Source organism: Frischella sp. Ac48, from assembly GCF_019641635.1.
Taxonomy (GTDB): domain Bacteria; phylum Pseudomonadota; class Gammaproteobacteria; order Enterobacterales; family Orbaceae; genus Frischella; species Frischella japonica.
The window spans coordinates 394,571-410,832 of record NZ_JAETXP010000009.1 but is presented as its reverse complement, the minus strand read 5'-3'; the positions used below and the strand labels follow the sequence as shown (position 1 = coordinate 410,832).

The following is a 16,262-nucleotide window of genomic DNA, read 5'->3' as shown; positions in this document are numbered from 1 at the left end:
GCTTGATTACTATATATGGAATTAAAAACTGCGATACCATGAAAAAAGCCTTTAAATGGTTAGATGAACACGCCATTACTTATCAATTTCACAATTACAAAACGGATGGACTCAGCCGTAAACAGTTGCAATCATTTTGCAATTTAATCGGTTGGCAGACAATACTTAATCAAAAAAGCACGACTTGGCGTAAGCTCGATGAAGCGATTAAAACACGTATAATAAATGAAGAAACCGCTCAGGAGCTGATTTTACAAAATTTATCAATCATTAAACGCCCTATTATTATCATGGGAAATAAAGCATTAGCCGGTTTTTCGGCCGATTTATATCAACAATTTTTTGAGAACTAATCTTATGTCTGATGATGTCATAGCACTCACTAAACAATTAATTGAACAAAAATCTATAAGCCCCGATGATAAAGCTTGTCAAAACATTATTATCGAACGATTAAAATCCCTCGGGTTTATTATTGAAACATTGAATATCAATCAAACAAAAAATCTCTGGGCATATCATGGTGAAGGCGAAACGATTATGTTTGCCGGTCATACCGATGTCGTACCAGCTGGTGATGAATCAAAATGGCGTTTTCCACCATTTAAACCGACCATTGACCAACAAGGCAATTTATACGGAAGAGGTGCAGCTGATATGAAAAGTGGCGTTGCTGCAATGATCTGTGCCGTTGAAGAGTATATAAAGCAGTATCCACATCATCAAGGTCGAATTGCATTTTTATTGACATCTGATGAAGAAGCAGAAGCTACTGATGGTACTATCAAAGTAGTTGAAACACTGATTAAGCGTCAAGAGCAGGTGCATTATTGTATTGTTGGTGAACCTTCCAGTGAAAAAATTGTAGGCGATCAAATCAAAAATGGACGACGAGGTTCACTTACTGCTAATCTTACCATTCATGGCATTCAAGGTCATGTTGCTTATCCACAGCTAGCAGAAAACCCAATACACCGTTTTGCTCCTGCATTAAACCAACTTGTTAATACGATTTGGGATAACGGTAATATCTATTTCCCGCCGACATCGATGCAAATCGCTAACATCAATGGTGGTACCGGGGCTGAAAATGTGATTCCGGGCGATCTAAAAGTGCAATTTAATTTTCGTTTTAGCAGTGAATTAACTGATGAAAAAATAAAACATCAAGTTGAAACTATTCTTAATCAACACCAATTGAACTATACTTTAAACTGGCGTTTATCTGGTCATCCTTTTTTAACGCCACAGGGTAAATTAACAGAAATTGCTTGTCAGGCAATTAAAAAAGTAATGCATATTGACAGTCAGCTATCAACTACTGGTGGTACATCTGACGGTAGATTCATTGCCAAAATGGGTTGCCAAATTATTGAACTTGGTGTTACCAATGCAACTATCCATAAAGTAAATGAACATGTATCATGTGATGATATTGTTAATTTAAAAAATATTTACCACGAAATTTTAATTCAACTTTTGGGTCACTAAATATTATGGAATGGCTAGAAAATTACTGGTGGTTAATTCTTATATTCTTAGCGGGGATTTTTATCAACACGATTAAAGATTTGCAAAAAACATCATTCAAAGATTATTTAAAAAACAAAAATATAAAACCTATTCCTTACGATGATGATTCACCAACTGAAAAGACATCTTCAAACAAAAAGTTGGATGATAATAATCAATAACTTTACTTTCAGCGAAATTGAAATATCTTGCATTACTTCATGAAACATAATAAATCATGATAATGACAATTTCGCTGATTATTTTATATAAATTCATACCTTAAACATAACACTTTAAATTAACTTAAAATAAAATTAACGCACTACAAATCCAACTCCTAATGGGGGTTCAATCATGCATTATTATTGGTGTTATTTTATCTTTAAAATATGCTTATATTTTTCCCAATCATTTATTGGGAAATTTCGCCAATTTTATTTAATAGCGTAGAAATACGTTCTTGCCAAAGATTTTGTTCTTGTTTTAGCTTTTCATTTTCAGCTTGTAATTTTTTCATTTCTTCAGCTTCGTCATTGATCAATTGCTCTAAATCATTGTTTTTTTGCTTATAAATATCAATCTCATCTTGCAAGGTTTTTATGGTATTAACGGTATGCTGAATTCTAGCTTCTAATTGGTTTAGTATTTCTAAAGACATATTGATCCTCAACAATAATATTTGTGTATAATGAGCACCATTATAACCAATTCCTTTTAAATCTACACTTATTAAAAATCAATTAATGGAGAATTTTTATGCGTAAACCACTTGTTATGGGTAACTGGAAACTCAACGGCAGTAAACAAATGGCTTTAGATCTCGTTACAGGGCTAAAAAAAGAACTTGCTGGTGTTGAAGGATGTGATGTTGCAATTGCTCCTCCAGTTGTTTATTTAGATTATGTACAAACACTATTAGATGATTCAAAATTCATTCTTGGTGCGCAAAATGTTGATACTCACTTATCGGGTGCTTATACTGGTGATATATCAGCTGCTATGCTTAAAGAAGTTGGCGTAACTCATGTGATTATTGGTCACTCAGAACGCCGTACTTATCATAAAGAATCCGATCAATTTATCGCGCAAAAATTTGCTGTATTAAAAGAGAATAATTTGACTCCAGTTTTATGTATTGGTGAAACAGAAGCTGAAAATGAAGCGGGTCAAACAGAATCTGTTTGTGCTAAACAAATTGATGCTATTATTAACCTACTTGGCGTAAAAGCGTTTGATAATGCAGTGATTGCTTATGAACCAATCTGGGCAATTGGTACTGGCAAATCGGCAACACCTGCGCAAGCACAAGCTGTTCACAAATTTATTCGTGAGCATATTGCTAAACTTGATGCAGATGTAGCGAAAAAAGTCATTATCCAATATGGCGGATCTGTAAATGATAAAAACGCTGCTGAACTTTTCACTCAACCAGATATTGATGGTGCATTAGTCGGAGGAGCTTCACTAAAAGCGGACGCGTTTGCCGTGATCGTTAAAGCTGCCGCGAAAGCGAAAAAATAAATCCTTTCTATGAAATAAAGCAGTAAATAAAATTATTTACTGCTTTATCCATTCTTCAGTACTTTAGTAAGGTGTAAAATAGATTGATAATAGATAATTAATTAAGCTAGCGAAAGTAATCTATTTTACAGAGAAATAAAAAATTTAGAAAAATAGTGCAACCACTATTTTTTATATCGACTTGGCCAGATTTTTTCTAGAGGAACATTTAAATACTCAGAAATAATTTTTTCATATTTTGGACAATGACGATATAGTGCATTTCTTAAGGTATCAGCTTGTAAACCATTTGAACGAGACAATTCACGCAAACTTCCACCTCTAATTTTGATTTCCCCAACAACTCTTGAAGGTAACCAATCTTGATCTTGTACTCCCATTATGAGATCCTCTTATTGTGTATATAGATATAGTTATGATTATCGTTGTAAAATATTAACTATGTATGAATATAAATCGAGTCCAAAGAATACCACACAAAAAAACGAATTTAAACAAAAAAATACACTTTTTTACATAAAAAAGCACAAATAAACTTATACAAGATGGATGAAAAATGAGTGAAAATATAAAAATAACATCGTTTGGTCATGAAAAGAAGAGGCTTTTAGAAGACACTGGAGTTATTGAATTTAAGAATAGACTCTCACTTGCTCAAGAAGGGATGTCTGGTAATGCTTTCGCCAAAAAGGTGGGGATGTCTGAAGCAGTAATTCGAGATTACCTTTCAGGTAAAACCTATCCTTCATTAAATCGATTAGCACAAATTGCCAAAAGCTGTAATGTACCAATTGAATGGTTAGCCACAGGAAAAGGTGAATGTCGCCTATTAATGGATGAACAAACAACTAAAATCATCTCTATTCCTGTTTATCCTTTTCCTAAAAATTCAACCAATAAAGCAGGACCTCATAATATTAGATATCAAGTTATGAATAGAATGCCATTTGATTTGAGATGTATTAAATCGCATGATTTTAATCCAAATGACCTTTATTTTTATTGGGCAAAAGGTGATGCAATGGTTCCCACTATTAACAATAATGACACGATTATTATAGATACAGGTAATACGGAATTGTTTGATGGTTATCTGTATATCATTGAATATGGTGATGCATTGAGTGTAAAAAGAATACAAAATCATGGAAAATATTTCTTACTGATATCCGATAACGACAAATATCAGTCAATTCAAATCGATAAAACTAATAGCGAGCAAGAATTAAAAATTATCGGAAAGGTCATTGCTATTTTAAAAGATCTTTCATGACCTTCTTAAAAAAGTGAAAAATTACTAGCATTTTTAACAACATATGTTATATGTTGACCTACAAAAATTACAATGCTATTGGGCGGAACGATACCGCCAAATAGTTTTGATCAAATTTTAATAAATATATACGATTATATTAATTTGACTTTTTTACAACATAAAATACAGCTATTAAATCATTCATGCTAAAATCGTTAGAAATTTTTTATCGGTATTTTTATTAAATTATTTATGTCATTAGATAAAACTAGTAATATTATGAATTCAAAGATTAGAGTTATTGTTGGAATGTCTGGCGGTGTTGATTCTTCGGTTTCAGCCTATTTACTGCAACAGCAAGGTTATGATGTTGTAGGGTTATTTATGAAAAACTGGGAAGAAGATGATAATGAAGAATACTGTTCAGCAGCATCCGATCTGGCGGATGCACAAGCTGTTTGTGATAAATTAGGTATAAAACTGCTCACAATTAATTTCGCTGCAGAATATTGGGATAATGTCTTTGAACATTTCTTAGCTGAATATCGCGCAGGGCGCACACCTAATCCAGACATTTTATGTAATAAAGAGATTAAATTTAAAGCATTCCTTGACTACGCAGCTGAAGATCTTGGTGCTGATTATATCGCAACGGGTCATTATGTACGTAAAAGAGAACAAAATGGCAAGGTCGAACTGCTTAGAGGATTAGATAAAAATAAAGATCAAAGTTATTTCCTATATACCTTGAGTGAAACGCAAATTAGTAAATCATTATTTCCAGTAGGTGAACTGGAAAAACCGCAGGTCAGAAAAATTGCCGAACAACTTGATTTAGTTACTGCAACCAAAAAAGATTCCACAGGTATTTGTTTTATCGGTGAACGAAAGTTTCGTGATTTTCTAGCACGTTATCTGCCAGCACAATCAGGTTTTATTCGAACCGTTGATGGCGAAGTCATTGGTGAACATCAAGGTCTGATGTATCATACATTAGGGCAAAGAAAGGGATTAGGCATTGGTGGTTTAAAAAATGCTGACGAAACACCTTGGTATGTGGTCGATAAAGATATCGCCCATAATGAATTGATTGTAGCCCAGGGGCATGATCATCCTGCACTTTTTTCCGGAGGCTTAATTGCCGGACAACTGCATTGGGTAGATCGGCAACCACTGACAACAAGCTTACGTTGCACAGTAAAAACCCGTTATCGTCAACAAGATATTCCTTGTCAGATCAACCCTATTAATGAGCAGCAAATAGAAGTTATATTTGATGAGCCTGTTGCTGCCGTGACCCCAGGACAATCGGCTGTGTTTTATTCGAATGAGGTCTGCTTAGGTGGGGGGATTATTGAAGAAAGAATATTACGTCAAGGTGAAATGCTTCGCTAACTAACAATAAAAAATTATAAAGAGAAAACCATGGCTGATAAATATCATCATATTACTATCGCATTAGCTGGCATCTGTCAAAGTGCATTGTTAGTACCACAATTGGCTAACACTGGCCAATGTAATGCCCATTTATATAACACTTCGTTGAAAAGTATTTTAAATACTTCGCCCACAAGCACAGAAGAGGTATTTGATGGCTTGGCTAATATTCGCGATGGCCTAGAATTCTTAATCCAATTATTATCGAGTAATCAGCAAGATAAAGAAAAGTTTGAAGTAATGGACTATATTTTTAGTACATTACGTATCGCTGTTAAATTGTTAAAAAAAATCAATGAACTTGAGCAAATTTCTCAACGCTTACAACGGATAAAATCACTTTACGGCCACGAACTTGACAATGAACATCAAGCACAGCACGATCAATTATCCTATTCATTAGCTGGTATATATACAGATATCATTAGTCCGTTAACCACAAAAATTCGAGTAAAAGGTAAAATTGAATATTTACAAAACTCTTTAATCCAGGCAAAAGTTCGTAGTGCGCTTTTTGGTTGTGTTAGAGCGGCTGTATTATGGTATCAAGTCGGTGGTAATCGGTGGCATTTCTTATTTGCTAGAAAAAAGATCATCAATACAGCCAAGGTTCTTTTGCAACAATAAAACTAATTTTCAAAATAATTCAAATTAACATGATTAATTTGACTAAAATGGAGCAAACCAATGGAATTATCCGCATTAACTTCTCTCTCTCCTATTGATGGTCGTTATAGTGACAAAATTCAAGAACTAAGACCAATCTTTAGTGAATATGGTTTACTTAAATATCGCGTACAAGTTGAAATAAGATGGTTACAAAAATTATCCGCATGTGAAGCAATCAAAGAAGTTTTAGCTTTTGATGAGCAGACCAATCATTTACTTAATTCCATTATTGCTAACTTTAGTGAAGAAGATGCGCAACGAATTAAGGATATTGAAAAAACGACTAATCATGATGTTAAAGCGGTTGAATATTTCTTGAAAGAAAAAATTGAGGGCAATCAAACATTAGAGGCTGTATCGGAATTTATTCATTTTGCCTGTACATCAGAGGACATTAACAATCTTTCCTATGCACTCATGCTTAAGACAGCACGTAAAGAGATTATTGAACCTTACTGGACAAAATTGATCGATGAGTTAAAAATCAAAGCAGCTTTATATCAATCGATTCCTTTATTATCTCGCACCCATGGCCAGCCAGCCACTCCATCAACCATCGGCAAAGAATTTGCCAACGTTGTATATCGTTTACAACGCCAATTAAAGCAACTCAAGGCTGTCGAAATTTTAGGTAAAATCAATGGTGCTACGGGAAATTACAATGCACATATGGTGGCCTACCCTGAAATTGATTGGCATCAATTCAGTGAACAATTTGTTACTTCATTAGGTTTAATCTGGAATCCATACACCACGCAGATAGAACCGCATGATTATATTGCTGAATTCTTTGATTGCATTGCACGTTTTAATACCATCATTATTGATCTTGATCGCGATATTTGGGGTTATATTGCATTAAATCATTTTAAACAGAAAACCGTTGCCGGCGAAATAGGTTCATCGACTATGCCACACAAAGTAAATCCAATTGACTTTGAAAATTCTGAAGGCAATTTGGGGTTAGCCAACGCGATCATGCAACATTTAGCGAGTAAACTACCTATTTCACGCTGGCAACGAGATTTAACAGACTCAACCGTATTACGTAACCTCGGAGTTGGTTTGGGCTATTCATTGATTGCCTATCAATCAACCTTAAAGGGACTAAATAAACTCGAAGTCAACCAAGCACATTTATTAGCTGAACTTGATTATAACTGGGAAGTACTTGCTGAACCAATTCAAACGGTAATGCGTCGTTATGGGATTGAAAAGCCTTATGAAAAACTCAAAGAGCTTACCCGTGGTAAACGTGTTGATGCATTAGGTATGCAACAATTTATTGATACTTTGCCATTACCTGAATATGAAAAGCGACGTTTAAAACAACTTACACCAGCTAACTATATCGGTTATGCGGAAGAAATGGTAAATAAGATTTAACTCAGTAAAATCTACTCTCTGACCATGAAAACTAATGGTCTGATGAGATATAAATTATGTCAAAAATATTATGGAAGTTATCCTGTAACGCTATAAAGGATATGTTAAATTTTAGTCGTTCGAGAAGGAAATTTTGTGCCGCATCATACTATTAAAATAGCCACCCGCAAGAGCCCATTAGCACTATGGCAAGCCAATTATGTGAAAGCACAATTGATGAATCATCACCCTGGTATAGCAGTCGAATTAATTCCGATGGTGACTCAAGGTGATGTATTACTTGACAGTCCACTTGCAAAAATTGGCGGTAAAGGACTGTTCGTTAAACAACTCGAGCTTGCGTTATTAAATGGTGAAGCAGATATTGCGGTTCATTCTATTAAAGATATTCCGGCTGAATTGCCTTATGGTTTAGTGTTAACGACAATTTGTCAACGAGACGAAGTAAGAGATGCCTTGGTATCAAATTGTTATCAGCATCTTGATGAATTACCACCAGGAGCAACCATTGGAACTTCAAGTTTACGTCGACAATGTCAGCTCAAAGCACGCTATCCACACTTAAAAATCAAAGATTTAAGAGGTAATGTGGGAACACGACTAGCTAAATTGGATAATCTCGAATATGATGCTATAGTACTTGCAGCAGTTGGCTTAAAACGCCTTAATTTAACCGAACGAATTAAACAATACATACCTATTGAATTAATGATGCCAGCCGTTGGACAAGGCGCTATCGGTATTGAAACACGCGTAAATGATAAGCGTATAACATCACTTCTTAACCCCCTAGATGATGAGGATACACGCTATCAAATTATTGCTGAACGTTCTATGAATTTTCATCTTCAAGGTGGTTGTCAGGTACCAATTGCTGCTCACTCAAAACTAAACGGTGATCAACTTGAATTACATGGGTTAGTTGGAAGTTTAGACGGTGATCAAATGATATTAGCACATGTTGTTGGCAAAAAACGGCAAGCACAAGATTTAGGCATGACATTAGCACAGCAATTACTTAAACGCGGCGCTAGCAAGCTGCTTAGAACGAATTAATCAGATAATATTCATGATTATCATATCAGGAAATATATGATTATTATTACGCGTCCCTCACCATACGGTGAATCATTAATGGCCCTCTGTCAGGCAAAGGGTTTTGTTGCCCAACATTTACCCTTGTTTAACATCACCGCAGCAATTGATGCAAAAACGCTACAAAATCATCTTAATACCTTAAAAGCAGATGATGTAGTGATTGTCACTTCTTCACAAGTTATTGAAATGATTAATCAATACCAAACAACGATTAAATTTCCGCCCCACATTCGCTATTGTGCGGTAGGTAAGCAAACTGCAACTCGCTTTAGCCTGTTAACTCAGCAAATCGTCGAATCACCGTCAACTGACGAAAGCAGTGAAGGATTATTCGAGTTTTTAACTATGCAACCAAGACCCCTACTTCGACAAAAAATACTTATTTTATGTGGCACCAATGGGCGTACTTTGCTCAAAGATCGTTTATCATTGCTAGTAACAAATGTTGAAAATATATATATTTATCATAAAGATAGAATAATACACCCCATTACTGTACTTGACGACTACATCGATACATTGTCTAATATTAACATTTTGGTAGTAACGAGCGTGGCACATTTGTTAGAGATCGAAAAATATTGTTTTGAAAAACAAAAACAGCAATTAATATTAATTGTCAGCAGCATGCGAATTAAACAATTCGCAAAAACACTAGGATGGAATAAAATTCACTTAGCGCAAAATGCCAACAATCAAAATTTGTTGAGCGCGATTTCCACTCTACATCATAATGTAACAATGGCAAACTCTTTAGGTTAAATGTTATTATGGTAAAAAACAAAATCTCATCGTCAAAGATATATTTGGTTAGTGCTAATGCAACACTTTCGAATATCAGTACCGTCATTAACACAAAATTAAATCATGCCGAACCAATGCAACCATCCATTATAGAGCAGCAAGATATGAAGAAACCAACTCGACAAACTGATGCCGATATACCGGCAGATAAAAATAGTGATAACTCATTACCTAAACAACAGACAAGCCAACCAAAGCAAAGAACGACCATCAAAACACCTATCTCTAAACTGTCACTTGTCGCTATCGGTTTAACGCTTGGTTTAGGTGGTTTTCTCTATTACCATGCTCATGAACAAGCTAAACAACAAACACAAACTATTGAACAATTACAATTAAAATTATCTTCTTTAGAACAATCCATATCCCAATCGCTCCTTGATTTTGTAAATCATAAATTAGCAAGTTTAACTGAACAACAAAATCAGCAACTAAATGAACTGACTCAAAAAGTTGATCAGCAACTAACTACGCAAGCACAATCACAACAAAAATTTATGTCCCAAATTAGTAACACCGTGCAAGTTGCGGAACAAAACATTGAGCATTTAAATGAACGTATTGCGGCATTATCAACCTCAGATAATAATATTTGGCTTATTTCACAAGCTAACTATTACGTCAATTTAGCCGGCCGAAAAATATGGAATGATCAAGACTATACCACAGCTCGTCTATTACTTAAAAATGCCGATATGAGTCTTGCCCAAGCCAATGATCCAAGTTTATTGCCAGCCAGACAAGCAATAAACCAAGATATTGCCTCATTGGCGACAATTAGTTTTACCGATCTTGATGGGATTGTGCTTAAATTGATGAATCTAACTAACACGATCAACCAATTGCCATTAGTCGATCACTATCACAATATTGAAATGACAGCAGATAATAATGAAATTTCAGTGACTTCTCAACATAATGCTAACGATACGAGTATTTCCTTTTCGATTGCTGATTGGTATCAGAATTTAGTTAAAAGTTCACAATCTTTTTTCAATAAATTTATTCAAGTGGAAAAATACGATAGTTTCAATGAGTGTATTACTAATGCTGGTCAAGATAAAGAATTGCTTAATCAATGCCAAGAGCACAATGCTATTCTCCTGCCAGAACAAGCGCCCTATTTAAGAGAAAATATTAAATTAAGATTATTAATTGCAGCGCAAGCCGTTCCTCGACATCAAGAAACAATCTATCAACATGCATTGAATGATGCAATAAAATGGACAAATATCTACTTTGATAAAAATGCTAGCGCGGTACAAGCATTCTCTTATGAACTTAAATCATTACAACAACAAACCATCAGTAATGAAAATGTCCCTCAGCAGCTTGCTAGTTATAATGAATTGAACAAATTGATGCAAGTACGTGTTCGTGCAATGTTAGCAAATTAGGAGACAGCGATGTTACGTATATTGATTATTTTTTTAGTACTCATTGCTGGTATCATTGTTGGTCCGTTATTGGCTAATCATCAAGGCTCAGTGTTATTCCAAGTAGCCGGCTATCGCATTTCAACGAGCCTAACGGCTTTTGTTATTATCGAAATAATATTCTGTGTGTTACTTTATGTGTTTTTTGTCATCTTAAGAACACTTGTTACTTCACACACATTGTTTAGTGAATGGGTAAATATAAGTTCACGAAAAAAAGCCATAAAACGCTTTGAACAAGCCCAAGGTTATTTATTAGCGGGTGAAGACGATAAGGCCCTTAAATTGCTAGAAAAAAGTGCGAAATGTAAACAAAATCGAGTCTTATCACATCTACAAGCTGCACAAATTGAAATTAATCATGATCAGTTAAAGTCAGCAAACAATCATTTAGAACAAATTAAACAACCTTGTCCACCTGAATATCAATTTGCTTTTCATTTAGTACAATTAAAATTGCAACTAAAATCACAACTATATGAGTCAGCAAAAGAGAATGTTGAAAAACTATTAGATGAAAACCCTCGAAACAGAGAAGTACTTCGCTTAGCTTATTTATTATTCAATGAATGTGCTGACTATCAAGCTTTAATAGAAATATTACCTTCAATGTATAAAGCAAATGCTTATACAACAGAGCAACTTGATAAAATAAAACATGTCGCTTATACAGCAAGAATCAAACAGTTGCTTGCCAAAAATAACGCCATTGAATTAAAAAGTTGGTGGAATGAACAACCTAAAGCAATCCGCCATAACAATGAATATAAATTGTTAATTGAAGGCAATGATAATTAGGTATCTGATTTAGGAATCAATTGTTAACTAATAATTATAGATATGATTACAAAAGCGTTGTCATAATAACTGACAGCGCTTTTTTATTCTTGAATAATATGATTTTCCCAATGAATCACATCTTTTTCATAAACGACACGATTGCGAATTGATATTCTTTTTTTATGCATCATTTTCTTATTACCTGTTATTAGGGGATGCCATTCAGGTAGCGTCTGAAATTCCTCAAAGTAGCGATAAGCACAGGTTTTAGGTAACCATTCAATTGTCAGCAGATTTTCTCTGGTGAGCTTTATACAATCAGGCTCGTAACGAAAGCGATCATGATAATGACGACACATCCCCGTACGACTATCAAGTTGATTACAGGCCACATTAGTGTAAAGAATTTGATTTGTGTCTTCATCAATCAATTTATTTAGGCAACAACGACCACAACCATCACATAACAGTTCCCATTCCTCATCAGTGAGTTGTGCCAGTGTTTTATTTTGCCAAAATGCATTCATATTATTGCTTACCGACTCTTGTATTTAGATTGCCGCCGACTAAACTATCGGCTATCATCCCCACATTAATGGCAAAGTGATAAGATCGATTCCAGTGCATAAGTGTTTTAAAATTGTTGAACACTAAATAACCTTCTAGACTATCGGCATCAGGAATAATTAGCCATGCTTTTGTCTGATTATTCGTTATCATTTTAACATTATCAATAGTAATTCCATTTTTTAACCAATCATCAATAGATTTAGCTTTGTCATTATCTAAACCGACTTGCGCAAGATCAAAATTGTCAGGCAATTTAACTTTTACCCCCCAACCTTCTTTTTCATTCCAACCAATCGTAGCAAGATAATTACCAATCGAAGCAAAAATATCCGATAGATTATTCCAAATATCGATTTTACCATCGCCATCACCATCTAACCCAAAGGCTAAATAAGATGAAGGCATAAATTGATTTTGCCCCATTGCCCCCGCCCATGAACCTTTGAATTCATTTTTTTGGATATGTCCATTTTGTAAAATGGTTAAAGCGGCAATTAACTCTTTGAGAAAAAACGGTTCTCGTCTACCCTCAAAAGCTAAGGTAGATAGAGCCGATACGATATCTTCCTTCCCCTGATATTTACCATAACCACTTTCTACCCCCCATAAGGCTAAAATATAGGGTTGCGGTATATTGGTTAACAACGTTGCATCGCTTAGTTGGTTATGATATTGCAAATATTTCTGCTTAGCTAAATTTATTCTGGCTGATGATACCCGCTGCGCTAAATAATCATTAATTGATGATTTTTTTTCCGGCTGACTCTTATCTGCAGTTACCACATGTTCAATATAATGGATATTATCAAATGCTAAATCGATAGTTTGATTATCAATTCCTTGAGCTTTAGCATATTTTTTTAACATTGTTACGTAATCAGAGAAGTAGCGCTCCTCTCTTGGTTTGTGAAAACTAAATAAGGATTGATTTGTTGTTAAATTAGCAGTTTCACTTTCACAGCTCGTTACAAAAAGCATGATGGTTATCGTCATAACGATATGAATAACTTTCATTAATACTCCTTTAATATCACCTTAATGGGTTTTAACAACAAAATCATTATCTTTGAGCATTTGTAGAAAAAAACCATCTTGCTGAATTTTATCCTCTATATGTTGCGCACTACCAGCGACAAATTGGCGCTTACCATCTAACAATACTTTCATAACAAAAATCGGCTGTCCAAAGGCTTTCATGAGTACTTCAGGTACCGTTGAAAAATCATTTTCTTTACCAATATACAAATAGCTATTTTCTTTATTTGTACTGCGGTAAATATAACACCACATCATAATTTTAAATCCTTATTGATAGTTTGCTTCATTATAAGCAATTCACATCAACTTTAACCACTACTTTACGAATTTTTGCCAATTGCTGATTTATAGCACAAAGTGGTTTATGTAATTCACCAGGATAAAAGATTACGAAATCATTAACATGAGCAACATACATTGTTTCTTCAGAAGGTGTTTTAACAAAAGCAATATCATCCTTTTCAAGACGATCGTCAACTATCTCAGTATGCGCTGGTAATGTAGCAATTGCCATGCCTTCCGCACCATTAATCACAATCTGAACATCAATATAACGTTGATGATACTCAGGCAAAGCCTCATCAATAAAGCGAGTTGAACTATCTGAAACGATAAAAAAAATATCATTCCCTTCAATTTCATACCGCCCTAATGGGGTATTGCTATTAACATTATCACATACATATTCGATTGCTCTTTGCAATTTTTTAGGTAAAAAAGGAACCCGATCTAAATGTTCAATGTTGCCAATAATCATTCATTGTATCTCCATAATTCTTTATCTTTCTAGCGAGATAAATACCAATAGGTATTAAGCGACTTATTATATATTGGTAATTTAATCAATAATAAAACCATTTTTAGCCAGTTATATTAAGGCATTTTAATTAGTTACCATAAATCGCCTATTTTCAGTAAGCAACTGTAAAAAAGTCGCTAAACCAATCTGTTCGTGATGAAGTGGTTTATCATGATCATCGTAGATAAGATAGCCACCGGTATTATTAATCACAATACTCTTATCTGCGAAAAAGGCTGTAATTTGATTCTCTTTACCGGCAATCAACCATTTACGCTCATTATCAACAAATAAATTCTGCCCTTGACTATATTGTTTACTTGCAGTAGTTACTGATAAAGCATCTTGCATCAAAGTCTGCATGATATCAACATGAGCAGTTGGCCGAGCGATAATGGCACTACTCTTATCAGGCCAAGCAACAATCAATGGTACATTGAATAATTGTCTTTGGAAATGATTATCATGATCATGTAGTTTATTGGCCGCAGTAATGACCACGATCGTATTAGCAAAGGCATTATAGTGTTGTAACGTGGTCACAATATTTTCGATATTATCATCGAGCCCTTTCATTTGATTAGTGAGATTTACTTTGCTACGACGATCAATTTTATACTGAATAAATGAGAACCATGGTGCCTGGTTTTGCTGTTCCTTTATATTCGCATACCACTTATTCCATAATTGTGTTACTTCCAAATTGGTTTGCTTTTTTGCTTCAGTTAAGGAGAAATTAGACAGTAAAGCATAATGATACAAAGGGTGAGCAAAACCTTGTGCAGAAAATAAACCAATATTGTAATGCTGCTTTGTTAAGGTATCAATTAGCACTGATGATTTATGGCTGGCAAGAATACTATTATAGTAATTTGCATCTAAACCATAAAACAGAGAAAATTCACCCAAATAGTTTTGATTACTAGCAGAAAAATGGTTAGTAAATTGAATATGTTGCTTGGCAAATTTTTCTAACTTAGGCAGATTCGATAATTGATCGACAGAATACCAATCATCAACGACAATCATTAAAATATTATACGGTTTTGATAATGGATTAAATGAAATCTTACCTAATGGATATTCAACGGCAATAGCAAAAGGATTACCTTCTTGCTCAACGCGCATTTCATAATTACCCGCTTGAATAAATCCATATCTTTCTAAAAAATGGCGCGCAGTAAGCGGATAGGAAATCGGTAAACTTGAACGTTGCATCGTAATTGGTCGATAAAAATTGGCATCCGCCCAAATATGAATTAAATGTGACGAAACAAAACATAAGATAAATATACCAATCACTGGGCGAAAATAACGACGTCTTTTATTTAAGCTACGTAATTTACGCCAACTCCATAACGCAAAAATCGTTTCAATAAGTAGAATAAACGGTACAAAAATAAATAGTTTTTGCCATTGAGAACTTAAGATATTATCATTTGGTGAAGTTAAAACCTGCCAGAGCGAAAAACTCAGATGCATTCTGAAACCCGAAAACATCTCTATATCAATCAGTAATAAAGTTATAGCAATCGTCGCAATCATAACTGCCACAATCCGATTCCATTTTACCGATTGAGTAATAAAGCCAAAAGGAAATATTAAAATCAAATAGACAATAAACGTTAAAAAACTAAAATGCCCAATGCAACTAATTATGGCATACAAACGACCAAGGAATGTAGGAGGCCAATCGGCAATAAAAAGATAGCGACTTCCAAAAGCAATCACTAAAAAAATATTAAATAGTGCAAACCAGTGTCCCCAACTGATAATCTGTGAACAGCGATCGTTATGTAATGCATTATTTTCAAGTTTGACCATAAAAGAGAATCATTTTAGCTAGCTTAAGATAAATTCTAATTAGTTTAACTGATTTTAAAAAATCTTTCTGTATATTTTTACAACGAATCAATATTTTAATAAGCGTTACACTTTTTATTAGAGTGTCCAA

At 34.3% G+C, this 16,262-nt stretch carries 19 protein-coding genes; 12 read left to right on the top strand and 7 right to left on the bottom strand.

The genetic code is table 11. The features are described from left to right. Nucleotides 1-2 precede the first annotated feature (2 nt). From JMI89_RS06655 to JMI89_RS06645, 3 genes are read left to right on the top strand one after another with little or no spacing between them, the layout of a single operon-like run. On the top strand, nt 3-353 hold the full coding sequence (locus tag JMI89_RS06655) for an ArsC family reductase (protein WP_220679620.1): 351 nt from the start codon (nt 3-5) through the stop codon (nt 351-353). Between the two features lie 4 nt (nt 354-357). Then, nucleotides 358-1,491 carry a succinyl-diaminopimelate desuccinylase gene (dapE, locus tag JMI89_RS06650; RefSeq protein WP_187754749.1) on the top strand — a complete coding sequence of 378 codons (1,134 nt, stop codon included), beginning with the start codon at nt 358-360 and terminating at the stop codon, nt 1,489-1,491. A gap of 5 nt (nt 1,492-1,496) precedes the next feature. Further along, nucleotides 1,497-1,694: a YpfN family protein gene (locus tag JMI89_RS06645; protein WP_187754748.1), complete on the top strand. Its 198-nt coding sequence runs from the start codon at nt 1,497-1,499 to the stop codon at nt 1,692-1,694. Between the two features lie 233 nt (nt 1,695-1,927). Here the strand turns inward: JMI89_RS06645 and zapB are convergent, their stop codons facing one another. Continuing rightward, complete coding sequence (gene zapB, locus JMI89_RS06640) at nt 1,928-2,173, bottom strand: cell division protein ZapB (protein ID WP_187754747.1); 246 nt, start codon at nt 2,171-2,173, stop codon at nt 1,928-1,930. Between the two features lie 98 nt (nt 2,174-2,271). Here zapB and tpiA point away from each other — a divergent pair, with 98 nt between their 5' ends. After that, nucleotides 2,272-3,036 (top strand): triose-phosphate isomerase, encoded by a 765-nt coding sequence (gene tpiA, locus JMI89_RS06635; RefSeq protein WP_187754746.1) that lies wholly within the window; start codon nt 2,272-2,274, stop codon nt 3,034-3,036. Between the two features lie 164 nt (nt 3,037-3,200). Here tpiA and JMI89_RS06630 read toward each other — a convergent pair whose 3' ends face one another. After that, nucleotides 3,201-3,416 carry a helix-turn-helix domain-containing protein gene (locus tag JMI89_RS06630; protein ID WP_187754745.1) on the bottom strand — a complete coding sequence of 72 codons (216 nt, stop codon included), beginning with the start codon at nt 3,414-3,416 and terminating at the stop codon, nt 3,201-3,203. A gap of 176 nt (nt 3,417-3,592) precedes the next feature. On the opposite strand from JMI89_RS06630, the gene JMI89_RS06625 reads away from it, so the two are divergent. The 8 genes from JMI89_RS06625 (at nt 3,593) to JMI89_RS06590 (ending at nt 11,919) form a co-directional block, all read left to right on the top strand. After that, the gene (locus JMI89_RS06625; protein WP_220679619.1) at nt 3,593-4,309 is read left to right on the top strand and encodes a S24 family peptidase; all 717 of its coding nucleotides are present in this window, start codon (nt 3,593-3,595) and stop codon (nt 4,307-4,309) included. A gap of 261 nt (nt 4,310-4,570) precedes the next feature. After that, nucleotides 4,571-5,686: a tRNA 2-thiouridine(34) synthase MnmA gene (gene mnmA, locus JMI89_RS06620; RefSeq protein ID WP_187754743.1), complete on the top strand. Its 1,116-nt coding sequence runs from the start codon at nt 4,571-4,573 to the stop codon at nt 5,684-5,686. A 30-nt stretch (nt 5,687-5,716) separates the two neighbouring features. Continuing rightward, nucleotides 5,717-6,355, top strand: a complete 639-nt coding sequence (hflD, locus tag JMI89_RS06615; protein ID WP_187754742.1) for a high frequency lysogenization protein HflD — start codon at nt 5,717-5,719, stop codon at nt 6,353-6,355. Between the two features lie 60 nt (nt 6,356-6,415). Beyond that, on the top strand, nt 6,416-7,783 hold the full coding sequence (purB, locus tag JMI89_RS06610) for an adenylosuccinate lyase (RefSeq protein ID WP_187754741.1): 1,368 nt from the start codon (nt 6,416-6,418) through the stop codon (nt 7,781-7,783). Nucleotides 7,784-7,918: 135 nt separating this feature from the next. Next, the gene (gene hemC / locus JMI89_RS06605; RefSeq protein WP_187754740.1) at nt 7,919-8,839 is read left to right on the top strand and encodes a hydroxymethylbilane synthase; all 921 of its coding nucleotides are present in this window, start codon (nt 7,919-7,921) and stop codon (nt 8,837-8,839) included. 36 nt (nt 8,840-8,875) lie between these two features. Then, nucleotides 8,876-9,643, top strand: a complete 768-nt coding sequence (locus JMI89_RS06600) for a uroporphyrinogen-III synthase (protein WP_187754739.1) — start codon at nt 8,876-8,878, stop codon at nt 9,641-9,643. 8 nt (nt 9,644-9,651) lie between these two features. Next, entirely contained in the window at nt 9,652-11,082 is a 1,431-nt protein-coding gene (locus tag JMI89_RS06595; protein ID WP_187754738.1) for a uroporphyrinogen-III C-methyltransferase, read from the top strand. Nucleotides 11,083-11,091: 9 nt separating this feature from the next. Beyond that, nucleotides 11,092-11,919: a heme biosynthesis HemY N-terminal domain-containing protein gene (locus JMI89_RS06590; RefSeq protein ID WP_187754737.1), complete on the top strand. Its 828-nt coding sequence runs from the start codon at nt 11,092-11,094 to the stop codon at nt 11,917-11,919. 83 nt (nt 11,920-12,002) lie between these two features. On the opposite strand, the gene JMI89_RS06585 is transcribed toward JMI89_RS06590, so the two are convergent. From JMI89_RS06585 to JMI89_RS06565, 5 genes are all read right to left on the bottom strand, one after another. Beyond that, nucleotides 12,003-12,428 (bottom strand): YcgN family cysteine cluster protein, encoded by a 426-nt coding sequence (locus JMI89_RS06585; RefSeq protein ID WP_220679618.1) that lies wholly within the window; start codon nt 12,426-12,428, stop codon nt 12,003-12,005. A 1-nt stretch (nt 12,429) separates the two neighbouring features. After that, on the bottom strand, nt 12,430-13,485 hold the full coding sequence (locus tag JMI89_RS06580; protein ID WP_220679617.1) for a lytic transglycosylase domain-containing protein: 1,056 nt from the start codon (nt 13,483-13,485) through the stop codon (nt 12,430-12,432). 21 nt (nt 13,486-13,506) lie between these two features. Continuing rightward, nucleotides 13,507-13,764 (bottom strand): YcgL domain-containing protein, encoded by a 258-nt coding sequence (locus JMI89_RS06575; RefSeq protein WP_187754736.1) that lies wholly within the window; start codon nt 13,762-13,764, stop codon nt 13,507-13,509. 31 nt (nt 13,765-13,795) lie between these two features. Further along, entirely contained in the window at nt 13,796-14,266 is a 471-nt protein-coding gene (locus JMI89_RS06570) for a YhcH/YjgK/YiaL family protein (RefSeq protein ID WP_220679616.1), read from the bottom strand. A gap of 126 nt (nt 14,267-14,392) precedes the next feature. Then, nucleotides 14,393-16,132, bottom strand: coding sequence for a DUF3413 domain-containing protein (locus JMI89_RS06565; RefSeq protein WP_187754734.1), 1,740 nt, complete (start codon nt 16,130-16,132; stop codon nt 14,393-14,395). Nucleotides 16,133-16,262 lie beyond the last annotated feature (130 nt).

What these genes read in the sequence shown, in the direction of transcription:
- dapE (WP_187754749.1), top strand. Translation starts at nt 358, where the DNA reads ATGTCTGATGATGTCATAGCACTCACTAAACAATTAATTGAACAAAAA.
- JMI89_RS06645 (WP_187754748.1), top strand. Translation starts at nt 1,497, where the DNA reads ATGGAATGGCTAGAAAATTACTGGTGGTTAATTCTTATATTCTTAGCG.
- zapB (WP_187754747.1), bottom strand. Translation starts at nt 2,173, where the DNA reads ATGTCTTTAGAAATACTAAACCAATTAGAAGCTAGAATTCAGCATACC.
- tpiA (WP_187754746.1), top strand. Translation starts at nt 2,272, where the DNA reads ATGCGTAAACCACTTGTTATGGGTAACTGGAAACTCAACGGCAGTAAA.
- JMI89_RS06630 (WP_187754745.1), bottom strand. Translation starts at nt 3,416, where the DNA reads ATGGGAGTACAAGATCAAGATTGGTTACCTTCAAGAGTTGTTGGGGAA.
- JMI89_RS06625 (WP_220679619.1), top strand. Translation starts at nt 3,593, where the DNA reads ATGAGTGAAAATATAAAAATAACATCGTTTGGTCATGAAAAGAAGAGG.
- mnmA (WP_187754743.1), top strand. Translation starts at nt 4,571, where the DNA reads ATGAATTCAAAGATTAGAGTTATTGTTGGAATGTCTGGCGGTGTTGAT.
- hflD (WP_187754742.1), top strand. Translation starts at nt 5,717, where the DNA reads ATGGCTGATAAATATCATCATATTACTATCGCATTAGCTGGCATCTGT.
- purB (WP_187754741.1), top strand. Translation starts at nt 6,416, where the DNA reads ATGGAATTATCCGCATTAACTTCTCTCTCTCCTATTGATGGTCGTTAT.
- JMI89_RS06600 (WP_187754739.1), top strand. Translation starts at nt 8,876, where the DNA reads ATGATTATTATTACGCGTCCCTCACCATACGGTGAATCATTAATGGCC.
- JMI89_RS06595 (WP_187754738.1), top strand. Translation starts at nt 9,652, where the DNA reads ATGGTAAAAAACAAAATCTCATCGTCAAAGATATATTTGGTTAGTGCT.
- JMI89_RS06590 (WP_187754737.1), top strand. Translation starts at nt 11,092, where the DNA reads ATGTTACGTATATTGATTATTTTTTTAGTACTCATTGCTGGTATCATT.
- JMI89_RS06585 (WP_220679618.1), bottom strand. Translation starts at nt 12,428, where the DNA reads ATGAATGCATTTTGGCAAAATAAAACACTGGCACAACTCACTGATGAG.
- JMI89_RS06580 (WP_220679617.1), bottom strand. Translation starts at nt 13,485, where the DNA reads ATGAAAGTTATTCATATCGTTATGACGATAACCATCATGCTTTTTGTA.
- JMI89_RS06575 (WP_187754736.1), bottom strand. Translation starts at nt 13,764, where the DNA reads ATGATGTGGTGTTATATTTACCGCAGTACAAATAAAGAAAATAGCTAT.
- JMI89_RS06570 (WP_220679616.1), bottom strand. Translation starts at nt 14,266, where the DNA reads ATGATTATTGGCAACATTGAACATTTAGATCGGGTTCCTTTTTTACCT.
- JMI89_RS06565 (WP_187754734.1), bottom strand. Translation starts at nt 16,132, where the DNA reads ATGGTCAAACTTGAAAATAATGCATTACATAACGATCGCTGTTCACAG.